We start from the raw sequence: 26,379 nt of genomic DNA, 5'->3' as shown, positions 1-26,379 counted from the left end.
TCTACGAGGGGCCACGGACATTGGCTCCGCCGAGGGGCTCTGCGGGGCTGGGAAGCGACCGAGACTCGGCGTCCGCCCGCCTCAGAGCCGTCAGCGCCACCGCCAGTCCCACGATGAGCGAGCCGGCAGCCGCGGGGGCGAGCCAGCTCGCGGTCGCCCACCCCGATGCGCCGACGAGCAGCGGCACTCCGAACGCGACGGGCTGGGCGATCAGCTGCACGACCGCGAACCGCAGGGCGCTCGGGCCGAGCACGAGCAGCGAGACCCGCGAGCGGGCCGGGATCACCAGCGTGAGCGACGCGACGACGTGGATCGCGTGCACGAGCAGCACCGCGAGGGCCGTCCGCGTGGCCGACGGCTCTGTGACGAGCAGCCCGAGCGGGAGGCAGGCCGCGGCCGCCCAGGCCGCGAGCGACGCCGGCACAAAGACCGCCGCGACTGCGACGGCGATCGCGATCCCCTGCCAGAGCGCGTACGGCATAAGCAGAAGCACCCCCACGGCGACGAGGGCGACGACAAGGAGCCGGAGCACGATGCCGGGCACCGCCGCCGGAACGCGGAGCGTCTGCGAGCGCGCGGTCATCGTCGCCCCGCCCTCTCCCGTCGTTGCCTCATCGCCGCGAGACGCATTCCCACCTCGCGGTCGGACGACGACCAGGGCACGACCTCGATGCCCGCGTGCTGCAGGTCGGCCAGCACCTCTGTGCGCTCGGCGAGCAGGGTCCGCATCGCCACGCGATGCTCGACGGTGAGACGCGCCGCGTCGAGCTCGGGAAGCACGTCCACCGCCACCACTGCATGCCCGGCGGCGCGCCAGCGTGTCGCCTGCACAGCGGCGATCCCGTCGGAGAACGTGGAGAGCACGAAGACGATCGACCCGTTCGGCACGACCGGCGTCCGTCGCAGGTGGGCGTCCTCTCCGCCGACCCCGGTCGCCGCCACGACACCGCGCAGGCGTGCGAGGTGACGCGAGCCCCCGCCCGAGCGCAGGCTGCGGCCGCCGGGGGCGAGCGCGTGGAACGCGACCCGATCACCCGATCCGATCGCCGCCGCGGCGATCGAGAGCGCCGCCTCGCGCCCGAGGTCGAGCGAGGTCACGCCGGAGCGATCAGGGTCGGATCGCCCCCAGCTCGCCACCACCGTGCCGAGGTCGTCTGCCGTGTCGAGGGCGATCACGACCGAGGCGTCGCTGAGCGAGTCGTACCGGCGGACCAGCAGATCGCCCGGCCTGCGCGCCGCACGGGCCGTGGCGCGCCAGTCGATGCGCCGCAGCTGATCCCCCGGCGCGAACGGGTGGATGTCGCGGAAGTCGCCGCCGTCGCCCGGACGCGACCCCTCATGCGTGCCGTGGACGCCTCGCAGACGCGGACCGGTCGGCACGACACCCGGCTCACGGATCTCCGGCGGCGTCCGCCAGTCGAGCGCGACCCGCTCGCTCACGTCCGACAGCCACGCGCCGTCCATCGTCACTGCGCGAGCCGTGACGGCGAGGAGCTCGACCGGGCCGGAATGCCGCAGCACGGCGGTCGACCGGGCGACCGCACTCCCCCGACGGACCTCGGCGAGCGCGGAACGACGTCCGTCCTGATCGATCGCGAGCTGCATCCAGTCGGCCCGCGTGTCCACGTCGATCGAGCCCTGCGCAGCCGCCATCGCCCCGCGCTTCCGCGATGCCGCGCGCAGGGCGATGAGGGCCATGCCGTCGGTCGGTCGGCGAAGCAGCATCCAGGTCGCCCCGAGGGCGAGAGGGAGGCCGGTCGCGATCACATCGGGGCGCGAGAGCGCGAGACCGACCGCCGCCAGCAGGACGGCCCCCGCCACGGCGATCGCGAGCACGGGACCTCGTCGCCACCGCAGCGGCATCCGCAGGCCAGCGCGGGCGTCGTCGCTCATCGGGGGGCTACCGTCGGCGGCACCGGCGTCTGGGCGACGGCCGTCTCGACGACCGCCGCAGGGTCGGCGCCCTGTGCCCATGCCTGCGGCGTCAGGGTGAGCCGGTGCGCGAGCACGGGCACCGCGATGCGCTTGATGTCGTCCGGTCGGACGTAGCCGCGCCCGTCGAGGGCGGCGAGCGCACGGCCGAGCAGGACGAGCGCCTGCGATCCGCGCGGCGAGGCGCCGACCGCGACGTTGGCCGCTCGCCTTGTCGCGCGCGTCAGCTCGACGCAGTACGCGACGACATCGGGGTCGACGTGAATGCGCTCGACGGCAGCCTGGATGCCGCGCAGACGCGCCGCGTCGATCACCGGAGCGACGGGGGCGTCGGCGGTCTGTCGACGCATCCGCTCGAGCACGATCCGCGACTCGTCCTCGGCCGCGGGGTACCCGACCGAGAGCCTCACCATGAATCGGTCGAGCTGCGCCTCGGGCAGCGCGTAAGTGCCCTCGTACTCGATGGGGTTCGAGGTCGCGATGACGTGGAACGGCGAAGGCAGCGCGAAGCGGTTCCCCTCCACGGTCACCTGCGCCTCGGCCATCGCCTCGAGCATGGCCGACTGCGTCTTCGGCGTCGTCCGGTTGATCTCGTCGGCGAGCAGCAGGCCCGTGAACAGCGGGCCAGGGCGGAACTCGAATTCACCCGTCGCAGGCACGTACACGTACGACCCCGTGACGTCCCCGGGGAGCATGTCGGGCGTGCACTGCAGCCGCCGGAACTCGAGCCCGAGCGCCGAGGCAAGGCTGCGCGCCGCCAGCGTCTTGCCGAGGCCGGGGACGTCTTCGAACAGCACGTGCCCGCCGGCGAGAATCGTGGCCAGTGCGATGGTCAGCGGTTCGTCCATCCCCACGACGGCGGTGCGGACGCCGTCGAGGATGCGCTGCCCGGCCTCGGCGATGGTGGCGGTCTCGTCTGTCATCGGTTCGTCTCCTGAGGTCGAGGGGGAAGGTGATCCAGCGCGTCGAGCACGCGTTCGATGTCGGTGCGCCGCACTTCACGACGCAGGAGGAGAGTGCGCACGTCCTCGCCGACCAGCAGGTCGATGCGCTCGTGATGGTCGGGGTCGTCGGGGTCGAGGCCCCACCGGGCGAGGCGTCGGCGGAGGACTCGGTCGATCCGTCTCACGACTGCATGGCCGGCGATCCCCGTCCGGGAGTTGATCGACCAGGCGAGGCGCGCGACCTCCGAGCCGCGCACGGGCTGCGACGGCGGCGGGGGCGGCCATGAGGCGCTCTCGTCCGTGAACGCCTGCCGCGTCACCGCGATCAGGACCACGACGATCAGCGCCCAGGAGAGCGCGAAGTCGAAGGGCACACCGAACATCGACAGCAGTAGCGGCACCGACACCACGAGCAGGGCTGCGAGCCCGATGACGACAGCCCGCTTCTTCACCGCCACCCCTCCTCGATCGCCCGCAGGCAGCGGATCGCGGTACGCCGGTCCGCTTCATCCGCCACGCGACCCCCGAAGCGGACGTCCTCGAAGAGGCGCAGCAGCGTCGCGACCTCGTCCGACGTCGATGGACGATGCGCGAGGATCCGCACCGTGAACTCGGCGGCCGTCTCGCTGCGTGCTCGCACGACTCCCGCGTCGGCCGCGGTCTCTTCGAGCCCCTGCCAGGCCGCGATGATGCTGTCGCCCGGCTCGGCTCCGTCACCGATCGCCCGCAGCGCCTGCGCGACACCGCGGCGCACGACCTCTGCCTCGGGCTCCGACGACGGCGCCTCGGTCTCCGCACCACCCACGGAGACCTCAGCGGCGACGCGGCGTGCGAGGGGCCGGTCACGCCACAGTCCGCGCAGCGTACGGACCAGAAGACGGATGCCGAAGAACAGCATGAGCAGGATCGCGGCCCCGATGATCACCGCCACCACGATCGCGATGGCCGTGAGAACCGGCGAGTCCTCCTGCGGCGGGATCTCAGGCAGCGGTCCCTGCGTCACCTCGGGCTGCGGCTCGGGTGTGACGGTGACGGCGGCGCCCGAATCCTGCGCAGGCGCGAAGACCGGATACCCCTGCAGCGCGGAAGCGAACATCAGCAGCGCGAAGAAGCCGGCGATCGAGACGAGTCCGAGCAGGACACGGCCGAGCGGACGGCGCTGTCGCGTGGCCTCAGCCTCTTCTCGGACGGCGCGCGACATGCCTCCACCCTAGAGTGGGGGCACCGGTGGGGCGGGATGCCGAGAGGAATGTCCGGTGCGGGTCAGACGTCGACCCGGCGCCCGGCGAACGGCGTGAGGCCGTCGCGCAGATCGGCGATCCCCGCGGCATCCATCCCGACCGCCTCCATCACCTGGCGCGGCACATCGAGGGCGCGCTCGCGGAGCCCCCTCCCCGCGTCCGTCAGCGTGATGTCGAGGCGACGCTCGTCCTCCGCACTCCGGAGGCGCGCGATGAGACCGTCCGTCTCGAGACGCTTCACGAGCGGCGATGCGCTCGCGGGCTCGAGTGCGAGGTCCGACGCGAGGTCGTTCAGCGACCGCGGAGCGCGCTCCCACAGTGCGAGCATCACGAGGTACTGCGGGTGAGTGAGACCAAGCGGTTCGAGGATCGGTCGATAGATCGCGACGACGTTGCGCGCCGCGGTGACGAGGGCGAAGCACAGTTGGTTCTCGAGTCGCAGGAGGTCGTCGGAGGTCGCCATGCCGCCACTATACAAGACCACTAATCGTTAGTACACTAATGAACATGACGAACCCCGAGCGTGCTCCCCTCCGCGACCGCATCCGCGCCGCCGGCGGTCTCTACTCGTGGGTCAACTCGAACCTGATCCGCTTCGCCGGGCCGGCCTCGGTCGGCCCGTACGAGAAGACTCCGCCGCCGAGCGCGGCCGAGCGCGCCGAACGTGCCTGCCCGCTGTGCGGTGCCCCGATGAGCACTCACGTCATCGATCGATCGGGACCGAAGACCCTCGTGCACTGCCCCTGAACAGCGGCGAGGTCGATCCGCCCCTGAGCGGCCCGGTTCCACAGGGCGCCAGGCGCTACCGGTCGTCAGGACCGGTCGACCGTCACTCCTGTCGGTCGGCGTCCTCCCGCGCGATGTCCAGCCAGAACGCGAGCGCCTCGTCGTCGGCGGTCGCCTCGGGTGCGACGTCGAGCCAGCCGGTTCCCATCGTGCGGGGACCCATCACCGCGGTCGTCACACCCGGTCGCGCGACCAGCGCCGCGCCGGTCTCTTCGTGCACTCGGACCAGAAGCACTCCCGCCGAGCGCGCACCGACGAGGATGTGGCCGTCGACGAGGAAAGCCCGGGTGCCGAACATCCGCTTCTCCTCGACGTCTCCGCCCAGCGTCAGCAGCGCCCGCACCCGGTCCGCGAGCTCTTCTCCGGCAGCATCCATCGTCAGAGGCCTTCCGCTCAGGCGTGCCCGGCACGCTCCATGGCCCGCAGTTCCTTCTTCAGGTCCTGCACCTCGTCGCGCAGACGACCCGCGAGCTCGAACTTGAGCTCGGCGGCGGCGGCGAGCATCTGGTTCGACAGATCCTCGATCGTCGCCTCGAGCTGCTGAGCCCCCTCCGCCGCGATCCCCGTACGACGCAGGTTGGGCGTCGGGGACTTGCCCTTGCCCGACGCCTTGCCGCGCCCGGCCAGCATGTCGGCCGTGTCTGCGCCCTCTCGAGCCAGGACCTCGGTGATGTCGGCGATGCGCTTGCGCAGCGGCTGCGGATCGATGCCGTGTTCCTTGTTGTAGGCGATCTGCTTGTCGCGACGTCGATCGGTTTCCTCGATGGCCTTGGCCATCGAGTCCGTCATGTTGTCGGCGTACATGTGGACCTCGCCAGACACGTTTCGCGCGGCACGACCGATCGTCTGGATGAGCGACGTGCCCGAGCGGAGGAAGCCCTCCTTGTCGGCGTCGAGGATCGCCACCAGCGACACCTCCGGCAGGTCGAGTCCCTCTCGGAGGAGGTTGATGCCGACCAGCACGTCGTAGACGCCGGCCCGCAGCTCGCTGAGGAGTTCCACGCGGCGCAGGGTGTCGACATCGGAGTGCAGGTAGCGAACCCGCACCCCGTGCTCACCGAGGAAGTCGGTGAGTTCCTCCGCCATCTTCTTCGTCAGTGTCGTGACGAGGACGCGCTCGTCACGTTCGACACGGACCCGGATCTCTTCGAGCAGGTCGTCGATCTGTCCCTTCGACGGCTTGACGACGATATGCGGATCGACGAGGCCGGTCGGGCGGATGATCTGCTCCACCACCCCGTCGGCGATACCCATCTCGTACTTGCCCGGCGTGGCGGACAGGTACACGGTCTGTCCGACGCGGTTCTTGAACTCATCCCAGCGCAGCGGCCGGTTGTCCATCGCGCTGGGCAGCCGGAACCCGTGGTCGACGAGCGTGCGCTTGCGGGACGCGTCGCCCTCGTACATCGCGCCGATCTGCGGAACCGTGACGTGCGACTCGTCGATCACCAGCAGGAAGTCGTCGGGGAAGAAGTCCAGCAGCGTGTGCGGGGGCTCGCCCGGCATCCGACCGTCCATGTGCCGCGAGTAGTTCTCGATGCCGGAGCAGAAGCCGAGCTGCTGCAGCATCTCGAGGTCGAATGTGGTGCGCATGCGCAGGCGCTGCGCTTCGAGGAGCTTGCCCTGGCGCTCGAACTCGGCCAGACGCTCTTCGAGCTCGTGCTCGATCGTGCCGATGGAGCGCTGGATCACGTCGGTGCCTGCGACGTAGTGGGACGCAGGGAAGATCGGTACGGAGTCGAGCTTCTCGATCACCTCTCCGGTCAGCGGGTGCAGCGAGTAGAGGGCTTCGATCTCGTCGCCGAAGAGCTCGATGCGGATCGCATGCTCCTCGTACACCGGGATGATCTCGATCGTGTCGCCGCGCACGCGGAAGTTGCCCCGCGAGAAGTCGACGTCGTTGCGGTTGTACTGCATTGCGATGAACTGCCTGATGAGGGCGTCGCGGTCGTACCGCTCCCCCACCTGCAGCGCGACCATGGCGCGCAGGTACTCCTCCGGCGCTCCGAGTCCGTAGATGCACGACACGGTCGAGACAACGACGACGTCTCGTCTGCTCAGCAGAGAGTTGGTCGTCGAGTGGCGCAGACGCTCGACCTCGGCGTTGATCGACGAGTCCTTCTCGATGAAGGTGTCGGTCTGCGGAACGTACGCCTCCGGTTGGTAGTAGTCGTAGTACGAGACGAAGTACTCGACCGCGTTGTTCGGCATGAGTTCGCGGAACTCGTTCGCCAGCTGTGCGGCGAGGGTCTTGTTGTGGGCGAGGACGAGCGTCGGACGCTGTACCTGCTCGACGAGCCAGGCCGTGGTCGCCGACTTGCCCGTACCGGTGGCGCCGAGCAGCACGATGTCGGTCTCGCCGGCGTTGATGCGCGAGGCGAGCTCCGCGATCGCCTGGGGCTGGTCGCCGGCCGGGGCGTACTCGCTGATGACCTCGAACGGTCGGACGCTGCGGGTGGTCTGCATACATCAAGCGTAGGCCGGGCCACCGACATCGGGGTCGCGGCGGGCAGGCCGCCCCTCCGCTCAGGCGGGGTCGGCGAAGGGCCGTGCTCCCGGTGTCCCCCGCAGTGCCGCGGACGCGAGGCCGGCGGCGACCGCGCAGAGCGCGACGACGGCGACGACGAACCACGTCCAGTCGGCCGAGCCGAAGACGATGCCGAGCGCCCAGCCGAACAGACTCGACCCCGCGTAGTAGCCGAAGTAGTACAGCGAGGAGGCCTGCGCGCGCGTCGCCGGACCGGCCGCGACAGGTGCCCAGCCCGACGCGACGGCATGGGCGGCGAAGAACCCGGCGGTGAACAGCAGGAGACCGATCAGGACGACCCAGGCGACCCCCGCCAGCATGGTCAGAGCACCGGCCGTCATCAGCGCCGTCGCGCCGAGCAGCACCGGATACCGCCCGATCCGCGAGGCCAGCGCGCCCGCCCACGGCGACGAGACGGTGCCGGCGAGATAGGCGAGGAACAGCAACGTCACGAGCCACGCCGGCAGCGCGAACGGCGGAGCAGCGAGGTGGAAGCCGAGGTAGTTGTAGACCGCCACGAAGGCGCCCATGAGCAGGAAGCCCTGGGCGTAGAGCGCGAGCTGGGCCCCTGATCGCAGCGGCGTCACCAGTCGAGCCAGGACTCCTGTGACGTCCCCTCCCGCCCGGAGCCGACCGGGCACGAACCCCTGCGCTCTCGGGGTGAGCCAGAGGAACAGGACGGCGGCGAGGACGCAGACGGCGGCGACGGTCCACAGCCCCGCTCGCCAGCCCGCCGGCTCGCCGACGATCCCCGACAGCACTCGTCCCACCAGTCCGCCCACGGTCGTTCCTGCGATATAGCTGCCGGCGGCGGCCGCCGCACTGCGCGCCGTGACCTCCTCACTCAGGAACGCCAGAGCGACCGCGGGGATGGCTCCCAGCGCGATGCCCTCCAGCAGCCTCAGCAGGAGCAGCATCTCGAGAGCCGAGCTCAGCGGGGCGAGCAGGCCGAACACGGTCGCGGCGATCACGCCGATCGCCATGGCCTGCACCCGGCCGACGCGGTCGGCGACGAGCGACCACGGGATCACCGCGGCGGCGAGCCCGAGCGTCGCCGCCGAGACCGTGAGCGCCGCGGTCGCCGGCGACACCTCGAGGTCGGCCGCGACCTGCGGCAGCACGGCCTGCGGAGAATACAGCTGGGCGAAGGTCGCGATCCCCGCGAAGAACAACCCGACGATCAGCCGGCGATACGAGGACGAGCCTGGTGCGTGGCCGGTGAAGGTCACCGCGCGCGGATCCGCTGCCAGAGCTCATCCGTCTGCGCGACGGTCTCCTCGAGCGTGCCGGAGGTGTCGATAACCTCGTCAGCGATCGCCAGCCGCCGCTCGTCCGACACCTGGGCGTCGATGCGGTCCTGTGCTGCTCCGCGCTCCATGCCTCGGAGTTCGATGAGCCGCTCGAGACGGACGTCCGCGGGGGCGTGGGCGACGACGATCACGTCCCAGGGGTCGTCGACCCTGGCCTCGACGAGGAGCGGCACGTCGTAGACGACGACCCCGTCGGGCTCCCGGGCGGATGCCGCGTCGAACCGCCGTTGGGACTCAGCGCGCACGGCGGGGTGCACGATGGCGTTGAGCCGCGCGAGCAGGTCGGCATCCGCGAAGACCCGGGCACCGAGCGCCGCTCGGTCGAGCGAGCCGTCAGGACTGATGACCTCGCCTCCGAAGACCTCGGCGATCTCCCTCAGCACCGGGCTCCCCGGCGCCTGCACGTCCCGGACGATCTGATCCGCGTCGACGATCGTCGCGCCGTGCTCCGCGAGCCTGCGGGCGATGGTCGACTTGCCCGAGGCGATGCCGCCGGTCAGCGCGATGAGAGGCATGCCGCCAGTCTAGGCTTCGCTGGTCGACGCTCAGCGCGACAGCAGCTGCCGTCGCGAGCTGATGACCCCGGTGTCGAAGCCGGCGAGATGGAGCCCGCCGTGGAACCGCGCGTGCTCGATCTTGACGCAGCGGTCCATCACGACGGAGAGACCTGCGCTCTGCGCCAGCGCCGCGGCATCCTCATTCCACGATCCCAGCTGCAGCCACAGCGCCTTCGCGCCGACGTCGATCGCCTCCTGGGCGACGCCGGGAAGGTCTTCGTGACGGCGGAAGACGTCGACGAGGTCGGGCACGACGGGCAGGTCGGCGAGAGACGCGTACACCGGCTGCCCGAGGATCTCCTTCTCCCTCGGATTGACCAGGTAGACGTCGTACGGCGTGCTCGAGAGGAGGTAGGTGGCGACGAAGTATGACGCACGGGCGGGGTTGTTCGACGCGCCGACGATCGCGATGGACTTCGTGCGGCGGAGGATCGCGAACCGCTCCTGCTGTCCGGGGCCGATCCAGGTGCGCCCCGCGACCTCCGGCGCGGCGCCGGGCAGCGCGCAGGCCGCCGCGTCCTGCGGGGCGGGAACGGCGCAGCTGTCGCCCGCCGGCGTCGTGTCGCTCATCGGTTCTCCCCCGTCGCGATGGTGAGGGCCTGGTCCAGGTCCCAGATGATGTCGTCGGCGTCTTCGAGGCCGACCGAGATGCGGATGAGGTCCGAGCGCACGCCCGCCCCGACCAGCTGCCCGTCGGTCAGCTGTCGGTGCGTCGTCGATGCGGGGTGGATCACGAGGGTCCTCGCGTCTCCGATGTTCGCGAGGTGCGAGGCGAGCTGCAGGTTCTCGATGAGCCTCTCCCCCGCGACGCGGCCGTCGTCGGCCTTGACGCCGAAGGCGAAGACCGACCCAGGGCCGAGCGGCAGGTACTTCGCGGCCCGCTCGTGATGCGGATGCTCCTCGAGCCCCGCCCAGGTCACGTAGGCGACCCGCGGGTCGGCGGCGAGCCATTCCGCGACGACCCTCGCGTTCGCGAGATGGGCGTCGGTGCGCTGCGGCAGGGTCTCGATGCCCTGCAGCAGATTGAACGCGGCCTGGGGGCTCAACGCCGGGCCGATGTCGCGGAGCTGCTCGGTGCGCAGCTTCGTCAGGAACCCGTACTCCCCGAAGTTGTCCCACCACTTGATGCCGCCGTACGAGGCGACAGGCTCGGTCATCTGCGGGAAGCGGCCGTTCCCCCAGTCGAACGTGCCCTTCTCGATCACGATGCCGCCGAGGGTCGTGCCATGCCCGCCCAGGAACTTCGTGACCGAGTGGATGACGATGTCGGCGCCGTGCTCGAGCGGACGCGCGAGGTACGGCGTGGCCAGGGTCGCGTCGACGACGAGCGGCACGCCCGCCGCATGGGCGACCTCGGCGAGCCCCTCGATGTCGGCGATCTCGCCGGAGGGGTTGCCGATCATCTCGACGTACACGACCTTGGTCTCCGGGCGGATGGCGGCCGCATAGTCCGCGGGATCGGTTGAGGCGACGAACGTCGTGTCGACGCCGAAGCGGCGCAGGGTCACGTCGAGCTGCGTCACCGTGCCGCCGTACAGCTGGGCCGCCGCGACGACGTGATCACCCGCGCCGACGAGCGCGGCGAACGTGATGAACTCGGCGCTCATGCCGGATGCCGTCGCGACGGCGCCGATCCCGCCCTCGAGCGAGGCGAGTCGTTCCTCCAGCGCGGCGACCGTGGGGTTGCCGATGCGCGAGTAGATGTTCCCGTACTTCTGCAGGGCGAAGAGATTGCCCGCGTCGGCCGCGTCGTCGAACACGAACGACGTGGTCTGGTAGATCGGCACGGCGCGCGCACCGGTCGACGCGTCGGGCGTGCCTCCGGCGTGGAGCGCTCTGGTGCGGAATCCGAAGCGGTGTTCTTCCGTCATGCTGTCCTCAGTTCGGCGTTCGCGAGCACGGCGGCGATGTCGTCGACGGCCCAGGGGTTCTGCAGAGAAGTGGTGTCGCCGAGCGGCGGCGCCGCGCGGCCCGCTCGTCGGTCCTGCTCGGCCTCCCAGAGCTGTGCGAGGAGGCGGCGCATGATCTTGCCGGAGCGGGTCTTGGGCAGGTCGGACACCACGACCACGTGCTTGGGCTTGGCGACCGGTCCGATGGCGCGCGCCACCTCGCCGCGGAGCTCGACCGGCGAGACCTCGGACCGGCCGGACGGAGTCACGAAGGCGACGACGGCCTGTCCGGTCACGGGGTCGGAGACGCCGGCGGTGCCCGCCTCCCCCACGGTGTCGTGGGCGACGAGGGCCGACTCGATCTCGATCGTGGAGAGGCGGTGTCCCGAGACGTTCACGACGTCGTCGAGGCGTCCGAGGATCCAGATGTAGCCTTCGGCGTCACGCGTGGCCCCGTCGCCGGCGACGTAGAACCCGCCCCATTCGCCGTGCCCGGCATACGCCGCCCAATAGGCGGACCGGTACCGCGCGGGGTCGCCCCACACGGTCCTGGCCATACCGGGCCAGGGGCGGCGCACCACCAGGGTGCCCGAGCGGCCGGGTTCGATCTCGATGCCGAGCTCGTCGACGACGGTCGCGTCGATGCCAGGAAGCGGAACGGACGCCGAGCCGGGCTTGAGAGTGGTCGCACCGGGAAGCGGAGCGATCATGGCCGCTCCCGTCTCCGACTGCCACCAGGTGTCGACCACCGGCAGCTCGTCGCGTCCGAAGTTGCGACGGAACCAGACCCAGGCCTCGGGGTTGATCGCCTCGCCCACCGTGCCGAGCAGTCGCAGGGTCGAGAGGTCGTGCCCCTGCGGGAGGTCGGCGCCGAACCAGGTCATGAAGGTCCGGATGAGCGTGGGAGCCGTGTAGTAGACGGTGACGCCGTAGCGCTCGATGATCTCGAGATGGCGCTCACGATCCGGGGTGTCCGGAGTGCCCTCGTAGATGACCTGGGTGAGTCCGTTGGACAGCGGTCCGTAGATCTCGTACGTGTGGGCCGTCACCCATGCGAGATCGGCCGTGCACCAGTGCACGTCGTCCGGCTTGGCGTCGAAGTGCGCCCAGTGCGCCCAGCTCGCGTGGGTCAGGTAGCCGCCCGACGTGTGCACGAGGCCTTTCGGCTTACCGGTCGTGCCCGAGGTGTAGATGATGAAGAGCGGATGCTCGGAGTCGAACGCCTCGGCTGCATGATCGCTCGACGCGGTGTCGACCACGTCGTGCCACCACACGTCGCGGCCGTCGGTCCACGGCACGTCCTGTCCGGTTCGCCGCAGGACGAGGACGTGCTCGAGGTCGGGGAGGTCGGTGGCCGCGGTGTCCGCGGTGGACTTGACCTCCGTCGCCGTGCCGCGTCGGAACTGCCCGTCGCTCGTGACGAGGAGCTTGGCCCCTGTGTCGGCGAGGCGGAACCGCACGGCCTCGGCGGAGAACCCTCCGAAGACGAGGGAGTGCACGGCGCCGATGCGAGCGCACGCGAGGGTGATGACGATGGTCTCGACGAGGACGGGCAGGTAGATGACCACGCGGTCACCGGCCTGGATGCCGAGGGAGATGAGCGCGTTGGCGGCCCGCGCCACCCGGCGCTGGAGGTCGGCGTAGGTCACCGCGGTGCGGTCACCCGGCTCGCCCTCGAAGTGCAGAGCGACCTTGTCGCCCCGTCCTGCGTCGACGTGCCGGTCGACGCAGTTGTAGGCGACGTTGAGTCGTCCACCCGTGAACCACCGCGCGGAGGGTCCCGCTTCCGCCGTGGGCGGCTGCCAGTCGAGAGGCGCGTCCCAGGCGCGGACCCACTCCAGGCGGCGCGCAGCCCGTTCCCAGAACGCGAGCGGATCGGTCTCCGCCTCGGCATAGGCCTCAGCCGTCACGTTCGCGGCGGCGGCGACGCGGGCCGACGGCGGGTAGGTCCGCTGCTCGACCAGTCGCGCCTCGTCCACGGTCATGCCCACCGTCGCAGCAGGTACTTCTCGACGAGTGCGAGCACGCCGTTCGTGATCGTCCCGAGCAGCGCGAGCAGGATGATCGACAGGATGATCCGGTCGACCCGCCCGTTGCTCTGCGAGTCGGTGAGGAGGAACCCCAGCCCCATCGACGAGGCGATGAGCTCCGCTGCGACGAGGAAGAGCCAGGCCTGAGCGAGCGCCAGGCGGAGACCGGCGACGACGGAGGGCACGACGGCGGGGAGCTGCACCGTCCGGAACAGCGACCATCCCCGGAGGCTGAACGACCGGCCGGCCTCGACGAGCTGCGGATCCACGTGTCGGAGAGCCGAGGCGACGGTCGTGTACACGGGGAAGAACGCGCCGATCGCGATCAGGGTGACCTTCGACGACTCGCCGATCTGCATCCACAGGATCAGCAGCGGCACCCAGGCCAAGGAAGGCACCGCGCGGATGGCGGCGAGCGTCGGGCTGAGCAGGATGTCGCCGAGCCGTGACAGCCCGACGATGCCTGCGGCTGCGAGGCCGATGACCGAGCCGATCGCGAATCCCAGGAGGACCCGCTGCACGGAGATCGCGATGTGCGTGGCGAGGGCGCCGCCTTCGGCGAGCTCGGCACCCGCAGCGAACACGGATGCCGGCGTGGGCAGGCGGTAGGGCTCGACCAGTCCGTTGGTCGTCGAGATCTGCCACGCCGCGATGATCAGGATCGGCAGCAGCAGTCCCCCCGCGATGCGCACCACCGGGCGGTCCCATCCGCGGCGGGCTCGCCGTTGGGAGGGGCGGTACTGCCCCTTCGCCGCATCGAGCGCGTCGCGTGCGTCTGCGGGCACGACCACGCGCTGGTCGAGGTCGGTCACTCTCCGCCGACCGCCTTCTTCGCGAAGGTGTCGTTGACGAGGGAGTCGAGCGCCTTGTCGACGGACTCCTTGCCGCCCTGCACATCACCCGAGTCCACCAGCACCGGAGCGATCTTCTCGAGAACCGCGATCTGATCGTCGCCGGGGACGCCGCTCACGTCGAGGTTCGAGCGCTCCTCGATCACGGTCGTCGCGACGGCGGGATCGATGCCCGCGACCTCGGCGAGCAGTGCGGCGGTCTCCTCGGGGTTCTCCAGCGCCCACTCGCGGGCCTGCTCGTACGCGTCGACGACGGCCTGCGCCAGGTCCGCGTGATTCTCGATGAAGTCCTCGGTGGCGTTCAGGAAGCCGTAGGAGTTGAAGTCGACGTTGCGGTAGATCAGCTTGTCGCCGGATTCGACCTCGGCGGCGGCCATGATGGGATCGAGTCCGGACCACGCGGCCACCGATCCGCCGTCCAGGGCTGCGCGCCCGTCGGCGTGCTGCAGGTTCTGCACCTCGACGTCGTCGATCGACAGCCCCGCCTCTTCGAGCGCCTGCAGGAGGAAGAAGTAGGGGTCGGTGCCCTTGGTCGCCGCGACGGACTTGCCCGCGAGATCCTCGACCGAGGTGATGTCGCTGTCGGGTCCGACGACGATCGCCGCCCACTCCGGCTGCGAGTAGATGTCGATGACCTGGATCGGAGAGCCGTTGGCACGAGCGAGCAGGGCGGCCGAGCCCGCGGTCGATCCGACGTCGATCGATCCGGAGCGCAGCAGCTCGTTGGCCTTGTTCGATCCGGCGGACTGCACCCACTCGACGGTGACCTCGTCTCCGAGGATCTCCTCGAGCAGCCCCTGGTCCTTCACCACGAGGCTGAGCGGGTTGTACGTGGCGAAGTCGAGGGAGATCGTGTCGGACGACCATTCGCCGGATGCGGCGGTGTCGGCCTCCGCGGTGTCGGCGGGGGCGTCCTCCCCTGCGACGCAGCCCGTGGCCACGAGCATCATCGTGCCCGCGATCGCGATCGCAGGGATGATTCGGCGGGTGATGGTGCTCATCGGTTCTCCTCGGGGGACGTGCGGTGGTGGGTGTCGACGCCGAGTCCTTCGAGGAGCTCGGCGCGGAGGTCTGCGAGGCCGCGGTCGGCGCGGTCGCGTGGCCGTGCGCCCGGCACGGACACCGTGCGCGCGATCGAGGGCGCCGCGGAATCCGTGTCACCCGTGAGGGTACGCAGCAGCAGCACGCGATCGGCGAGGTAGAGCGCCTCCTCGACGTCGTGCGTGACGAGGAGGACCGTGGTCGGCTCGGCGGCGTGGATCTTCAGGAGCAGGTCGTGCATACGCAGCCTGGTGAGGGCGTCGAGGGCGCCGAAGGGCTCGTCGAGCAGCAGCACGCCGGGATTCCGCGCCAGAGCGCGCGCGAGGGAGGCACGCTGGGCCATTCCTCCCGACACCTCGCGCGGGCGTTGCCCTGCCGCGTGCTCGAGGCCGACGAGGTGCAGCAGCTCTTCGACGCGTTCGCGGCCCTCACGCCGGGGCGTCCGTCGAGGGAGTCCGAGTTCGACGTTCTGGGCGAGGGTCCGCCACGGGAGCAGCCGCGGCTCCTGAAAGGCGACTGCGGTGCGCTCGTCGGCGTCGGCGACGGCCGCGCCGCCGAGCTCGATCCGGCCCCGGCTCGGAGCATCCAGACCGCCGATCAGTCGGAGAAGAGTGGACTTGCCACAGCCCGAAGGGCCGACGACGGCGACGATCTCACCGGCTGCCACGTCGAGGGTGACCCCGCGTAACACCTCTCTCGTCCCCTGACCGAGCGGGAACGCGCGCTCGACGGCGTCCAGCTGCACGGATGCCGCGGCGCCGGGCGCCCCCGGAGCGCGCGACGATGCGGGCGCGTTCAGGAGGGAGGTCATGACTTCATGGTGTCCGAGACCGGTCGCCTGTCACGAACCGCGTCGTAATGTTCGGTCACGCAAGGCCGACATCGGCGCCGACGACGTACCCGGAGACGCGGAACGGGCCGCCACTCCGAAGAGTGACGGCCCGTTCCGGTGAGAGCTGATGCTCAGGAGTTGCCGCCCGAGAGCTTCTCGCGCAGTGCTGCGAGAGCCTCGTCGTCCGCGAGCGTGCCCGCACCGGCGGCCTCGCTCGAGAAGGACTGACCACCGAAGTCGTCGCCGGCCGCAGCCTCGGCCTCGGCCGCCTTCGCGACCTGAGCCTTGTGCGCCTCCCAGCGAGCCTGGGCTGCAGCGTACTCCTGCTCCCATGCCTCGCGCTGGGCGTCGAAGCCTTCCTTCCAGGCACCCGTCTCGGCGTCGAAGCCCTCCGGGTACTTGTACTCGCCGTTCTCGTCGTACTCCGCGACCATGCCGTACAGGGCCGGGTCGAACTCGGTGCCGTTGGGGTCGACCGACTCGTTGGCCTGCTTCAGCGACAGCGAGATGCGACGACGCTCGAGGTCGATGTCGATGACCTTGACGAAGACCTCTTCGCCGACCGACACGACCTGCTCGGCGAGCTCGACGTGCTTGCTCGAGAGCTCCGAGATGTGCACGAGGCCCTCGATGCCGTCCGCGACGCGCACGAATGCACCGAACGGAACGAGCTTGGTGACCTTACCCGGCGTGACCTGACCGATCGCGTGGGTGCGGGCGAAGACCTGCCACGGGTCCTCCTGCGTCGCCTTCAGCGACAGGGAGACGCGCTCGCGGTCGAGGTCGACCTCGAGGATCTCGACGGTGACCTCCTGGCCCACCTCGACGACCTCGGAGGCGTGCTCGATGTGCTTCCAGGAGAGCTCGGAGACGTGCACGAGACCGTCGACGCCGCCGAGGTCGACGAACGCACCGAAGTTGACGATCGACGAGACGACGCCCTTGCGGACCTGGCCCTTGTGCAGGTTGTTGAGGAACGTGGTGCGCGACTCGGACTGCGTCTGCTCGAGCAGGGCGCGGCGCGAGAGCACGACGTTGTTGCGGTTCTTGTCGAGCTCGAGGATCTTGGCCTCGATCTCCTGGCCGAGGTACGGCGTGAGGTCGCGGACGCGGCGCAGCTCGATGAGCGACGCAGGCAGGAAGCCGCGGAGGCCGATGTCGACGATGAGTCCACCCTTGACGACCTCGATGACCGTACCGGTGACGACGCCGTCGTTCTCCTTGATCTTCTCGACGTCTCCCCAGGCGCGCTCGTACTGCGCACGCTTCTTGGAGAGGATCAGGCGGCCTTCCTTGTCCTCCTTCTGGAGAACGAGAGCCTCGACCTCGTCGCCGACCTTGACGACCTCGTTGGGGTCGACGTCGTGCTTGATGGAGAGCTCGCGCGAGGGGATGACACCCTCGGTCTTGTAGCCGACGTCGAGCAGAACCTCATCGCGGTCGATCTTGACGATCGTGCCCTCGATGATGTCGCCGTCGTTGAAGAACTTCAGGGTCTTCTCGACCGCGGCCAGGAAGTCCTCAGCAGATCCGATGTCGTTGATGGCGACCTGCTTGGTGGCCGGGGCGGTCGTTGCGGTAGTCATGTAGTGGGTTGTCCTTGTTGAATGGGAACTCGGGCCGGAAGCTGCGACCGCGCACGGTCATGCTGCATGCTTCTCAGCGGTTGGATTGTGATTTCTGTCACGAGGGCATGCGAGACACGCCACGAGTGACAGTTCAGACTATCAGACCGGGAGCCCGACCGCTTCCCCCGAATACCTGTCGGCTGGCGACTCCCCTGCCAGACTGTTCCCATGCCAGATCGCGCCGACAAGCTGCTCCTGCTCGACACCGCCAGCCTCTACTTCCGCGCCTTCTACGGCGTGCCGGACAAGGTGACCGCCCCGGACGGGTCGCCGATCAACGCGGCGCGCGGTCTGCTCGACATCATCGCCAAGCTCGTCACGCTGTACGAGCCGACGCATGTGGTCGCGTGCTGGGACGACGACTGGCGTCCGCAGTGGCGCGTCGACCTCATCCCGAGTTACAAAGCTCACCGCGTGGTCGAAGTCGTCCCGGCGGGTCCGGACGTCGAAGAAGTGCCCGATCCGCTCGAAGCGCAGATCCCCCTGATCCGCGAGACGCTCGCGGCCTTGCGCGTCCCGATCATCGGCGTCGCCGAGCACGAGGCGGACGACGTGATCGGCACCCTGGCCACCCACGCGACGATGCCGGTCGACATCGTGACGGGCGATCGCGACCTCTTCCAGCTCGTCGATGACGAGCGCGACGTCCGTGTCGTCTACACGGCGCGGGGCATGAGCAACCTGGAGATCGTGACGGATGCCGTCGTCGTCGCCAAGTACGGAGTGCTGCCCACGCAGTACGCGGATTTCGCGACCATGCGCGGCGATGCCTCGGACGGGCTCCCCGGGGTCGCCGGAGTGGGCGAGAAGACCGCGGCGACCCTGCTCAAGGAGCACGGAGACCTCGCCGGCATCCGCGCTGCCGCCGAGGCGGGAGAGGGCATGAGCGCCGGTGTGCGGGCGAAGGTGCTCGCGGCCTCCGCCTACCTCGACGTCGCTCCGACCGTGGTCGAGGTGGCGAAGGATCTCGAGATCACCGCACCGACCGAGCCGCTCCTCCCCCTCGGACCCGACGAGGTCGACGCCGCCGTGGCCCTGGCCGAGACGTGGAACCTCGGCGGCTCGATGGCGCGAGCCATCGCCGCCGTCGGCACGACCGCCGGCTGAGGGGTCAACCCGCCCAGGCGAGCAGGCGCTCCAGTCCCCAGGTCGTGATGATCCGGGACGCGGGGACCCCGGCGCGCTCCGCGCGCTGCGCCCCGTGGTCGAGGAGCGAGAGCTGCCCCGGCGCGTGCGCATCCGAGTCGATCGAGAACAGGCACCCCGCCTCCAGCGCGATCGCGATGAGCTCGTCCGGGGGATCCTGACGCTCGGGCCGGGAGTTGATCTCGACCGCCACACCGTTCTCCGCGCACGCGGCGAACACCGCCTCGGCATCGAACTGCGACTGCGGACGCGTCCCTCGATCCCCCTGCACGAGACGACCGGTGCAGTGTCCGAGGACGTTCACGCGAGGGTGCGCGACGGCCGCGAGCATGCGCGCGGTCATGGGCCGCGCGTCCATCCTGAGCTTCGAGTGCACGGACGCGACGACGATGTCGAGTTCCGCGAGGAGGTCGTCCTCCTGGTCCAGGGCGCCGTCCTCGAGGATGTCGACCTCGATGCCGGCGAGCAGGGTGAAGCCGTCGCCCGATTCCGCGCGCACCTGGGGGATCTGCTCGCGCAGCCGCTCAGCGGACAGTCCTCGGGCGACCCTCAGGCGCGGCGAGTGATCCGTGATCGCCTGATACTCGTGGCCGAGTGCACGAGCGGCTGCCGCCATCACCGCGATCGGAGTCGTCCCGTCCGACCATTCCGTGTGGGCGTGCAGGTCGCCGCGCAGCCGGGAGCGGAGCTCCGACGCGATCTCCGGCTCGACCTCCCCGCGCAGTTCGACGAGGTAGTCGGGCACCTCCCCCGCCTGCGCCTGACGGATGACCGAGAACGTCGACTCGCCGATCCCCTTCGCCGCGCGCAGGCGCGTCGGGTCCGACCGCACGTCCTCCGGGAGCTGCTGCAGGGTCGCGGCTGCCTGCCGGAAGGCCTTGGCCCGGTACCGCGACGCCCGTTCGCGCTCGAGCAGCGAGGCGATCTCGAGAAGTGCGGCAATCGGATCCATGGCTGCTCCTAGGCGGTGGCCAGCTCCCGGCTCACGCCGATCCACTGGTCGAGCTTCGCGGCTGCCCGGCCGTCGTCGACCGCGGCAGCGGCCTTCTCGTAACCGGCCCTGAGTCGTTCGACGATCGGGAGCGTGGCCTGCGCGGGGTCCTGCGAGAGCTCGAAGGCGACGATCCCGGCCGCGGCGTTGAGCAGCACGATGTCACGAACGGGCCCCTGCTCCCCTGCGAGGGTGCGACGCAGGATCTCGGCATTGTGCGCCGGCGTGCCGCCGATGAGGTCGGAGAGGTCGGCGAGCGGGATGCCGAGATCGCGCGGGTCCAGGTCATGCTCATGGATGTCGCCACGGGTGACCTCCCAGATGCGGCTGTGCCCGGTCGTGGTCAGCTCGTCGAGGCCGTCGTCGCCGCGGAACACGAGCGCCGTCGCACCGCGGGTGCGGAAGACTCCGGTGATGAGGGGAACGCGCTCCATCTGCGCCACGCCGACGGCGTTGGCCTCGGCGCGAGCGGGGTTGCAGAGCGGACCGAGCATGTTGAACACCGTCGGCACGCCGAGCTCCGCACGCACACCGCCCGCATGCTTGAACCCCGGGTGGAAGGCCCCAGCCCACGCGAACGTGATGCCCGTGCGGTCGAGGATCGACGACACGGCGGCCGGGTCCAGCGTCAGCTCGAGACCCAGAGCGCTCAGCACATCGGAGGACCCGGATGCCGAGCTCGCCGCCCGGTTCCCGTGCTTCACCACGGGGATGCCTGCAGAGCCGATGATGATGGCCGCCGTTGTCGACACGTTGACCGTGCCGACACGATCGCCTCCGGTTCCGACGATGTCGAGCACGTTCGGAGACACCGGCAGCGGCACCGCCGCTTCGAGGATCGCGTCGCGGAAGCCGACGATCTCGTCGATGGTCTCGCCCTTCGCGCGGAGGGCGATGAGGAAGCCGGCCAGCTGCGCCTCCGTGACATCGCCGCGCATGATCTGACGCATGGCCCACGTGGACTCCCAGACACTGAGATCGCGGCGCTCCAGGAGAGTGGTGAGCACGTCGGACCAGGTCAGCGTTTCAGGCATGTCAGCGATCCTATCGGCGGGATCGGACGGCTCGAATCGATCTCCGAGCGGCGGCGCGGACGTGGCATCCGCTGTTTCCCGGGGATTCACCGAGGATTCGCAGTGTTTTCTTAGGGTGCCCTAAGTCATCGAAGGGCGATCGGAAGGGTCCCGGTGCGAGAATCATGCCCGCGGATCGGCCATAATGGAAGGGTGACGACCTCAGCGACGTATGCCCCGGCGGCGAGAACCATCAAGCGGCCCAACCCGGTAGCTGTCGGCACCATTGTGTGGCTCGGCAGCGAGGTGATGTTCTTCGCGGGACTCTTCGCGATCTACTTCACCCTCCGCAGCACCTCACCCGAGCTGTGGGCCGACCGCACCGAACTCCTGAACGTGCCGTTCGCCTTCGTGAACACGGCCATCCTGGTGCTCTCATCCTTCACCTGCCAGATGGGTGTCTTCGCTGCTGAGGACCTGCAGCCGTACCGTCTCCCCAAGGGCCAGAAGAACGGTGCCGGTCGTCGCCGCCTGTTCGGCTGGGGCATGGTCGAGTGGTTCTTCCTCACCTTCGCACTCGGCGCGATCTTCGTGTCGGGTCAGGTCTGGGAGTACGCGCAGCTCGTCGCCGAGGGCATGCCGATCAGCGCCGACTCCTACGCATCGGCGTTCTACATCACCACTGGCTTCCACGCCCTGCACGTCACCGGCGGTCTCATCGCGTTCCTGCTCGTCATCGGACGCGCCTACGCCGTCAAGAACTTCCGGCACAAGGAGGCGACCTCCTCGATCGTGGTGTCCTACTACTGGCACTTCGTCGATGTCGTCTGGATCGTGCTGTTCGTCGTTATCTACTTCCTGAAATAAGAGCGGAGCTGATCCCCGAGATGGCACGAGAGAAGAAGCGCCGTTCTAACGGTCGCCGCAGCCCACTGGCAGCAGCGGCCCTCATCGGAGCAGGCCTCATGATCACCGGCGCCGTGTACGCCGGAGCATCCGCGGCGTTCGCCGCGACCGACACCCAGACCGCCGCGTCGAGCACGCTGACGGTGGAGGACGGCGAGAAGCTGTTCCAGGCGAACTGCGCCACCTGCCACGGCCTCGACCTGCAGGGCACGCCCAACGGGCCGAGCCTCTACGGCGTCGGCGAGCTGGCCGTCGAGTTCCAGATGTCCACCGGTCGCATGCCGCTGCAGATGCAGGGCCCGCAGGCTCCGCAGAAGCACCCGCAGTTCACCGAGGACCAGATCCTCGCGATCTCGTCCTACGTGCAGGAGACGGCTCCCGGCCCCACCTTCCCGAAGGACGAGATCCTCGACGGAGAGGGCGATGTGGCGCACGGCGCCGAGCTCTTCCGCGTCAACTGTGCCATGTGCCACAACGTGGCAGCCGCGGGCGGCGCGCTCACCGAAGGCAAGTACGCCCCCGCACTGACCGAGACCAGCGCGCTGCACATCTACGCCGCCATGGTCACCGGTCCCCAGAACATGCCCGTCTTCGGTGACATGAACCTGTCCGACGAGGACAAGCGCGACATCATCTCGGCTCTGCTCTTCCAGCAGCAGTCGGTGCAGGTCGGCGGCTTCTCGCTGGGCTCGCTCGGTCCTGTGTCCGAGGGCTTGTTCGCCTGGATCTTCGGAATCGGCGCGCTCGTCGCCATCACCGTGTGGATCACGGCGAAGTCCAACTGACGCTTATTCATCGAAGAGGAACGTACGAGGAGCACCATGGCACACGACGACGACTCGCAGGCTCTTGACAGGGCCTACCAGCCCTCTCCGGGGCTGGGCGTCGCAGTCAGCGACCCTGTGCAGAACCCGGGGCTGCCGCCGCACCGCGAGCGGATGACCGACAAGGATCCGCGCGTCGAGAAGACCGCCGAGCGGACCGTCTACACGCTGTTCTACCTGTCGCTCGCCGGAAGCATCTGGGCCGTCGCGGCCTACATGCTCTTCCCGATCGAGAGCGGCGCTCTCATCGACATCCGTCAGAACAACCTCTTCATCGGCCTCGGCATCGCCCTGGCGCTCCTCGCCCTCGGCATCGGCGCGATCCACTGGTCGAAGGCGCTGATGAGCGACAAGGAGCACATCGAGCACCGCCACCCCACCCGGGGCAAGGACTCGACCCGCGAGGCAACGATCCAGGCGTTCGCCGCGGCGAACGAGGAGTCCGGCTTCGGACGCCGCACGATGATCCGCAACTCGCTGTTCGCGGCGATCGTCGCGTCGATCATCCCCGGCGTCACGCTCTTCCGCGGTCTCGCGCCGCACAGCACGCCCGACGACCCCACCGCCGGTGACCCCGTCGCGCTGCTCAAGCACACGATGTGGGAGAAGGGCGCGCGCCTGGTCCGCGACCCCGACGGCACCCCGATCCGCGCGGCGGACGTCACCCTCGGATCCGCCTTCCACGTCATCCCGGAGGAGCTCGCGACGCTGAGCCACCACGACGGGTACCTCGAGGAGAAGGCCAAGGCCATCGTCCTCATGATGCGTCTCCGTCCGGAGCAGCTCATCGAGGCCGAGGACCGCAAGGACTGGTCGTACGACGGCATCGTCGCGTACTCGAAGGTCTGCACGCACGTCGGCTGCCCGGTCGCCCTGTACGAGCAGCAGACGCATCACCTCCTCTGCCCCTGCCACCAGTCGCAGTTCGACGTCACGGATCACGCCAAGGTCATCTTCGGACCGGCCGCACGTCCGCTGCCGCAGCTGCCCATCACCGTCGACGACGAGGGCTACCTCGTCGCACGCAGTGACTTCACCGAGCCCGTCGGCCCGAGCTTCTGGGAGCGCCATTGAGCACCGCAACGCTGTCCAAAGAGGACAAGGACACCAAGGCGCCTCTCGGCGGCCGCTTCGTCGGCGCCGCGTCGAACTACCTCGACGAGCGCACCAGCCTCTCCGGCATGGTCAAGGAGCTCGGTCGCAAGATCTTCCCCGACCACTGGTCGTTCATGCTGGGCGAGATCGCGCTGTGGAGCTTCGTCGTCGTGTTCCTCTCCGGAACCTTCCTGACGTTCTTCTTCCAGGCGTCGATGGTCGAGACGCACTACACCGGCGCGTACGCCCCGATGCGCGGCATCGAGATGTCGGCGGCCCTCGAGTCCTCGCTGCACATCTCGTTCGACCTCCGCGGCGGTCTGCTGGTCCGTCAGATCCACCACTGGGCCGCTCTCGTGTTCATCGCCGGCATCGGCGTGCACATGCTGCGCGTGTTCTTCACCGGCGCGTTCCGCAAGCCGCGTGAGCTCAACTGGGTCATCGGTTTCGTCCTCTTCATCCTCGCGATGGCCGAGGGCTTCACGGGCTACTCGCTCCCCGACGACCTGCTGTCGGGTAACGGCCTCCGCATCATCGACGGCATGATCAAGGGTCTCCCTCTGATCGGCACGTGGACCTCGTTCCTCCTCTTCGGCGGCGAGTTCCCCGGCACCGACATCGTCGGACGCCTGTACACCCTGCACATCCTGCTGCTCCCGATGATCGTCATCGCGCTCATCGGCCTGCACCTGATGCTCATGATCATCAACAAGCACACGCAGTTCGCGGGCCCCGGCCGCACGAACGACAACGTCGTCGGCTACCCGATGATGCCGGTGTACATGTCGAAGATGGGCGGCTTCCTGTTCATCGTCTTCGGCGCCATCGTGCTGATCGCGACGTTCTTCCAGATCAACCCGATCTGGAACTACGGTCCGTACGACCCGTCTCCCGTGTCTGCAGGTACGCAGCCCGACTGGTACATCGGATTCGCCGACGGCGCGCTGCGTCTGGCTCCGTCGAACTGGGACATCGTGTTCCTCGACCACACCTGGTCGTTCGGCATCCTCGCGCCCGTCGCGGTCCTCGGTCTCTTCATCGTCGTCGTCGCCATCTACCCCTTCATCGAGGCGTGGATCACGGGCGACAAGCGCGAGCACCACATCGCCCAGCGTCCGCGCAACGCCGCCACCCGCACCGCCATCGGCGTCGCCGGCGTCGTGTTCTACGCGGTCCTGTGGGCTGCGGCATCCTCCGACCTCATCGCGACGCACTTCATGCTCACGATGGAGGGCGTCATCCACACGCTGCAGGCGATGCTCTTCCTCGGCCCGATCCTCGCCTACTTCGTCACCAAGCGCATCGCACTCGCGCTGCAGAAGAAGGACCGCGAGATCGTGCTCCATGGATTCGAGTCGGGACGCATCGTGCGCCTTCCCGGCGGCGAGTTCATCGAGGTCCACGAGCCCGTCGACAAGTACGACCGCTGGAAGCTCATCGACGTCGACGGCTACGAGCCCCTCGTCGTGCGCCCCAACGAAAAGGGTCGTATCCCGTGGAGCGAGAACCTGAGGTCCTCGATCTCCCGCTGGTTCTTCGAGGACCGTCTGGCACCGCTCACGCAGGCCGAGGTCGAGGCCGCAGATGCGCACCAGCACCACGTCACCGCTCAGAATGAGGAGACCGAGCTGGCGGAGATCCAGGGCGCTCACGAGCGCGCAGGATTCCCCGACGCACCGCTCACGGTCGAGGAGAACCACGTCGACGAGACGGCGAACACTCCGAGCACCGTGATCGCGACGGATCCCCCCAAGCACCCTCGTGACAAGAAGTCGGAGGAGGACGCGGAATAATCCTCCGCTCCCCCACCAGGGCCCTGTCCGTTCGCGGACAGGGCCCTGTCATATGCGCGTGGGAGGATCGTCGCATGAGCTCCGTCGTCCGTCTCATCCGCTCCGACTCTCTCGCCGCGGCTCCGTACGCGTACGCGGCCACCGCCCCGGCAGACGCTCGCCTCATCTTCCTGGCCGGCGCGTGTCCGCTCGCCGACGACGGGACGACGGTCGCGCCCGGCGACTACGCCGCCCAGGCCGCGCGCTGTGTGGAGACCCTGCAGCACGCTCTCGACGCCAGCGGAGCCCACCTGACCGATGTCGTCAGCACTCGGGTCCTGGTGGCCTCAACCGAGCAGCGGGACCTCGTCGCCGCCTGGGATGTGATCCATGCCGCCTTCGGCGCCCACGACGTGCCCAGCACTCTCCTCGGGGTGACCGTGCTCGGCTATGACGATCAGCTCGTCGAGATCGAAGCGATCGCGGCCGTGCCGGGAGACCTGCGATGACGACGACGATCCGGGAGGCACGTGCCGAGGATGCCGAGGTCGTCCAGACGATCGAGGCCGTCGCCGACACACTCCTCGTCGAAGCGCTCGGCGCACCCGAATGGCCGCCGCCCGCGGACGGGACCGAGCGCATCGGACAGCCGGGGTACGTTCTCCTCCTCGAGGAGAACGTAGACTCCTCCCCCGTCGGCTTCGTGCACGTGCTGGATGCCGACGGCGCCGCTCACCTGGAACAGCTGTCGGTTCTGCCCGGGCACGGGCGCCGCGGCCACGGACGACGTCTCGTCGAGGCCGCGCTGGAGGAGGCTCGCCGCCGCGGGTACTCCCGTATGACGCTCCGCACGTACGCGGAGATCCCCTGGAACGCCCCGTTCTATGCCTCGTGCGGATTCAAGGAGAGCATTCCCGAATCCGGATTCCACCGGCAGCTCGTCGAGACGGAGGCGGACCTCGGACTGGAACGGTACGGTCGGCGGCTGCAGATGACGATCCTGCTCTGATTGCGACGCTGCCGGCAACGCTGGCGCGATTCGCATGCACGATCGTCCGGAAACG

Annotated in this window: 27 protein-coding genes; 8 read left to right on the top strand and 19 right to left on the bottom strand. The window is 69.3% G+C overall.

Annotation, left to right across the window (positions count from 1 at the left end; all coding sequences use genetic code 11):
- Window position 1: 1 nt before the first annotated feature.
- The 6 genes from MRBLWO14_RS16230 to MRBLWO14_RS16205 all read right to left on the bottom strand — a co-directional run bounded on the left by MRBLWO14_RS16230 (window position 2) and on the right by MRBLWO14_RS16205 (window position 4,580).
- Entirely contained in the window at window positions 2-583 is a 582-nt protein-coding gene (locus tag MRBLWO14_RS16230) for a hypothetical protein (protein ID WP_341934117.1), read from the bottom strand.
- Window positions 580-1,893: a DUF58 domain-containing protein gene (locus MRBLWO14_RS16225; protein ID WP_341934116.1), complete on the bottom strand. Its 1,314-nt coding sequence runs from the start codon at window positions 1,891-1,893 to the stop codon at window positions 580-582. The genes MRBLWO14_RS16230 and MRBLWO14_RS16225 overlap by 4 nt, the downstream gene beginning before the upstream one ends.
- Complete coding sequence (locus MRBLWO14_RS16220; protein WP_341934115.1) at window positions 1,890-2,855, bottom strand: MoxR family ATPase; 966 nt, start codon at window positions 2,853-2,855, stop codon at window positions 1,890-1,892. The genes MRBLWO14_RS16225 and MRBLWO14_RS16220 overlap by 4 nt, the downstream gene beginning before the upstream one ends.
- Window positions 2,852-3,328 carry a hypothetical protein gene (locus MRBLWO14_RS16215; protein WP_341934114.1) on the bottom strand — a complete coding sequence of 159 codons (477 nt, stop codon included), beginning with the start codon at window positions 3,326-3,328 and terminating at the stop codon, window positions 2,852-2,854. The genes MRBLWO14_RS16220 and MRBLWO14_RS16215 overlap by 4 nt, the downstream gene beginning before the upstream one ends.
- On the bottom strand, window positions 3,325-4,077 hold the full coding sequence (locus MRBLWO14_RS16210; RefSeq protein WP_341934113.1) for a DUF4129 domain-containing protein: 753 nt from the start codon (window positions 4,075-4,077) through the stop codon (window positions 3,325-3,327). The genes MRBLWO14_RS16215 and MRBLWO14_RS16210 overlap by 4 nt, the downstream gene beginning before the upstream one ends.
- A gap of 62 nt (window positions 4,078-4,139) precedes the next feature.
- Window positions 4,140-4,580 carry a MarR family transcriptional regulator gene (locus tag MRBLWO14_RS16205; protein ID WP_341934112.1) on the bottom strand — a complete coding sequence of 147 codons (441 nt, stop codon included), beginning with the start codon at window positions 4,578-4,580 and terminating at the stop codon, window positions 4,140-4,142.
- Window positions 4,581-4,618: 38 nt separating this feature from the next.
- Between MRBLWO14_RS16205 and MRBLWO14_RS16200 the strand changes: the two genes are divergently transcribed.
- On the top strand, window positions 4,619-4,864 hold the full coding sequence (locus MRBLWO14_RS16200) for a hypothetical protein (protein WP_341934111.1): 246 nt from the start codon (window positions 4,619-4,621) through the stop codon (window positions 4,862-4,864).
- A gap of 82 nt (window positions 4,865-4,946) precedes the next feature.
- Here the strand turns inward: MRBLWO14_RS16200 and MRBLWO14_RS16195 are convergent, their stop codons facing one another.
- From MRBLWO14_RS16195 to rpsA, 11 genes are all read right to left on the bottom strand, one after another.
- Window positions 4,947-5,279, bottom strand: coding sequence for a TfoX/Sxy family protein (locus MRBLWO14_RS16195; RefSeq protein ID WP_341934110.1), 333 nt, complete (start codon window positions 5,277-5,279; stop codon window positions 4,947-4,949).
- Window positions 5,280-5,296: 17 nt separating this feature from the next.
- Window positions 5,297-7,369, bottom strand: coding sequence for an excinuclease ABC subunit UvrB (uvrB, locus tag MRBLWO14_RS16190; RefSeq protein ID WP_341934109.1), 2,073 nt, complete (start codon window positions 7,367-7,369; stop codon window positions 5,297-5,299).
- Window positions 7,370-7,429: 60 nt separating this feature from the next.
- Window positions 7,430-8,659, bottom strand: a complete 1,230-nt coding sequence (locus tag MRBLWO14_RS16185; protein WP_341934108.1) for an MFS transporter — start codon at window positions 8,657-8,659, stop codon at window positions 7,430-7,432.
- Window positions 8,656-9,255, bottom strand: a complete 600-nt coding sequence (gene coaE / locus MRBLWO14_RS16180) for a dephospho-CoA kinase (protein ID WP_341934107.1) — start codon at window positions 9,253-9,255, stop codon at window positions 8,656-8,658. Before coaE ends, MRBLWO14_RS16185 begins: the two co-directional genes overlap by 4 nt.
- Before the next feature lie 30 nt (window positions 9,256-9,285).
- Window positions 9,286-9,867 (bottom strand): CoA-binding protein, encoded by a 582-nt coding sequence (locus MRBLWO14_RS16175; RefSeq protein ID WP_341934106.1) that lies wholly within the window; start codon window positions 9,865-9,867, stop codon window positions 9,286-9,288.
- Window positions 9,864-11,168: an O-acetylhomoserine aminocarboxypropyltransferase/cysteine synthase family protein gene (locus MRBLWO14_RS16170; RefSeq protein ID WP_341934105.1), complete on the bottom strand. Its 1,305-nt coding sequence runs from the start codon at window positions 11,166-11,168 to the stop codon at window positions 9,864-9,866. The genes MRBLWO14_RS16175 and MRBLWO14_RS16170 overlap by 4 nt, the downstream gene beginning before the upstream one ends.
- Entirely contained in the window at window positions 11,165-13,171 is a 2,007-nt protein-coding gene (acs, locus tag MRBLWO14_RS16165) for an acetate--CoA ligase (RefSeq protein ID WP_341934104.1), read from the bottom strand. The genes MRBLWO14_RS16170 and acs overlap by 4 nt, the downstream gene beginning before the upstream one ends.
- The gene (locus MRBLWO14_RS16160) at window positions 13,168-14,028 is read right to left on the bottom strand and encodes an ABC transporter permease (protein WP_341934103.1); all 861 of its coding nucleotides are present in this window, start codon (window positions 14,026-14,028) and stop codon (window positions 13,168-13,170) included. Before MRBLWO14_RS16160 ends, acs begins: the two co-directional genes overlap by 4 nt.
- Window positions 14,025-15,068 carry an aliphatic sulfonate ABC transporter substrate-binding protein gene (locus MRBLWO14_RS16155; protein WP_341934102.1) on the bottom strand — a complete coding sequence of 348 codons (1,044 nt, stop codon included), beginning with the start codon at window positions 15,066-15,068 and terminating at the stop codon, window positions 14,025-14,027. Before MRBLWO14_RS16155 ends, MRBLWO14_RS16160 begins: the two co-directional genes overlap by 4 nt.
- Window positions 15,065-15,919, bottom strand: a complete 855-nt coding sequence (locus MRBLWO14_RS16150; protein WP_341934101.1) for an ABC transporter ATP-binding protein — start codon at window positions 15,917-15,919, stop codon at window positions 15,065-15,067. The genes MRBLWO14_RS16155 and MRBLWO14_RS16150 overlap by 4 nt, the downstream gene beginning before the upstream one ends.
- Before the next feature lie 152 nt (window positions 15,920-16,071).
- Window positions 16,072-17,526, bottom strand: a complete 1,455-nt coding sequence (rpsA, locus tag MRBLWO14_RS16145; protein WP_096715640.1) for a 30S ribosomal protein S1 — start codon at window positions 17,524-17,526, stop codon at window positions 16,072-16,074.
- A gap of 210 nt (window positions 17,527-17,736) precedes the next feature.
- On the opposite strand from rpsA, the gene MRBLWO14_RS16140 reads away from it, so the two are divergent.
- Complete coding sequence (locus tag MRBLWO14_RS16140; RefSeq protein WP_341934100.1) at window positions 17,737-18,675, top strand: 5'-3' exonuclease; 939 nt, start codon at window positions 17,737-17,739, stop codon at window positions 18,673-18,675.
- Between the two features lie 4 nt (window positions 18,676-18,679).
- Here the strand turns inward: MRBLWO14_RS16140 and MRBLWO14_RS16135 are convergent, their stop codons facing one another.
- Both MRBLWO14_RS16135 and trpD read right to left on the bottom strand, forming a co-directional pair.
- Window positions 18,680-19,666, bottom strand: a complete 987-nt coding sequence (locus MRBLWO14_RS16135; RefSeq protein WP_341934099.1) for a PHP domain-containing protein — start codon at window positions 19,664-19,666, stop codon at window positions 18,680-18,682.
- Window positions 19,667-19,674: 8 nt separating this feature from the next.
- Window positions 19,675-20,739, bottom strand: coding sequence for an anthranilate phosphoribosyltransferase (trpD, locus tag MRBLWO14_RS16130; RefSeq protein WP_341934098.1), 1,065 nt, complete (start codon window positions 20,737-20,739; stop codon window positions 19,675-19,677).
- 288 nt (window positions 20,740-21,027) lie between these two features.
- On the opposite strand from trpD, the gene MRBLWO14_RS16125 reads away from it, so the two are divergent.
- The 6 genes from MRBLWO14_RS16125 (at window position 21,028) to MRBLWO14_RS16100 (ending at window position 26,324) form a co-directional block, all read left to right on the top strand.
- Window positions 21,028-21,585 (top strand): heme-copper oxidase subunit III, encoded by a 558-nt coding sequence (locus MRBLWO14_RS16125; protein WP_251588899.1) that lies wholly within the window; start codon window positions 21,028-21,030, stop codon window positions 21,583-21,585.
- Between the two features lie 20 nt (window positions 21,586-21,605).
- Window positions 21,606-22,409, top strand: coding sequence for a cytochrome c (locus tag MRBLWO14_RS16120; RefSeq protein ID WP_341934097.1), 804 nt, complete (start codon window positions 21,606-21,608; stop codon window positions 22,407-22,409).
- A gap of 36 nt (window positions 22,410-22,445) precedes the next feature.
- On the top strand, window positions 22,446-23,522 hold the full coding sequence (locus tag MRBLWO14_RS16115) for a Rieske (2Fe-2S) protein (RefSeq protein ID WP_341934096.1): 1,077 nt from the start codon (window positions 22,446-22,448) through the stop codon (window positions 23,520-23,522).
- Window positions 23,519-25,336 carry a cytochrome bc complex cytochrome b subunit gene (locus MRBLWO14_RS16110; protein ID WP_341934095.1) on the top strand — a complete coding sequence of 606 codons (1,818 nt, stop codon included), beginning with the start codon at window positions 23,519-23,521 and terminating at the stop codon, window positions 25,334-25,336. Before MRBLWO14_RS16115 ends, MRBLWO14_RS16110 begins: the two co-directional genes overlap by 4 nt.
- Window positions 25,337-25,410: 74 nt before the next feature.
- Complete coding sequence (locus MRBLWO14_RS16105) at window positions 25,411-25,824, top strand: Rid family hydrolase (protein ID WP_341934094.1); 414 nt, start codon at window positions 25,411-25,413, stop codon at window positions 25,822-25,824.
- The gene (locus tag MRBLWO14_RS16100; protein WP_341934093.1) at window positions 25,821-26,324 is read left to right on the top strand and encodes a GNAT family N-acetyltransferase; all 504 of its coding nucleotides are present in this window, start codon (window positions 25,821-25,823) and stop codon (window positions 26,322-26,324) included. Before MRBLWO14_RS16105 ends, MRBLWO14_RS16100 begins: the two co-directional genes overlap by 4 nt.
- Window positions 26,325-26,379: the final 55 nt, after the last annotated feature.

It is taken from the genome of Microbacterium sp. LWO14-1.2 (genome assembly GCF_038397715.1).
GTDB lineage: Bacteria > Actinomycetota > Actinomycetes > Actinomycetales > Microbacteriaceae > Microbacterium.
Note: the sequence above shows the minus strand (reverse complement) of the source record. Positions and strands in the feature narration are given on the sequence as shown.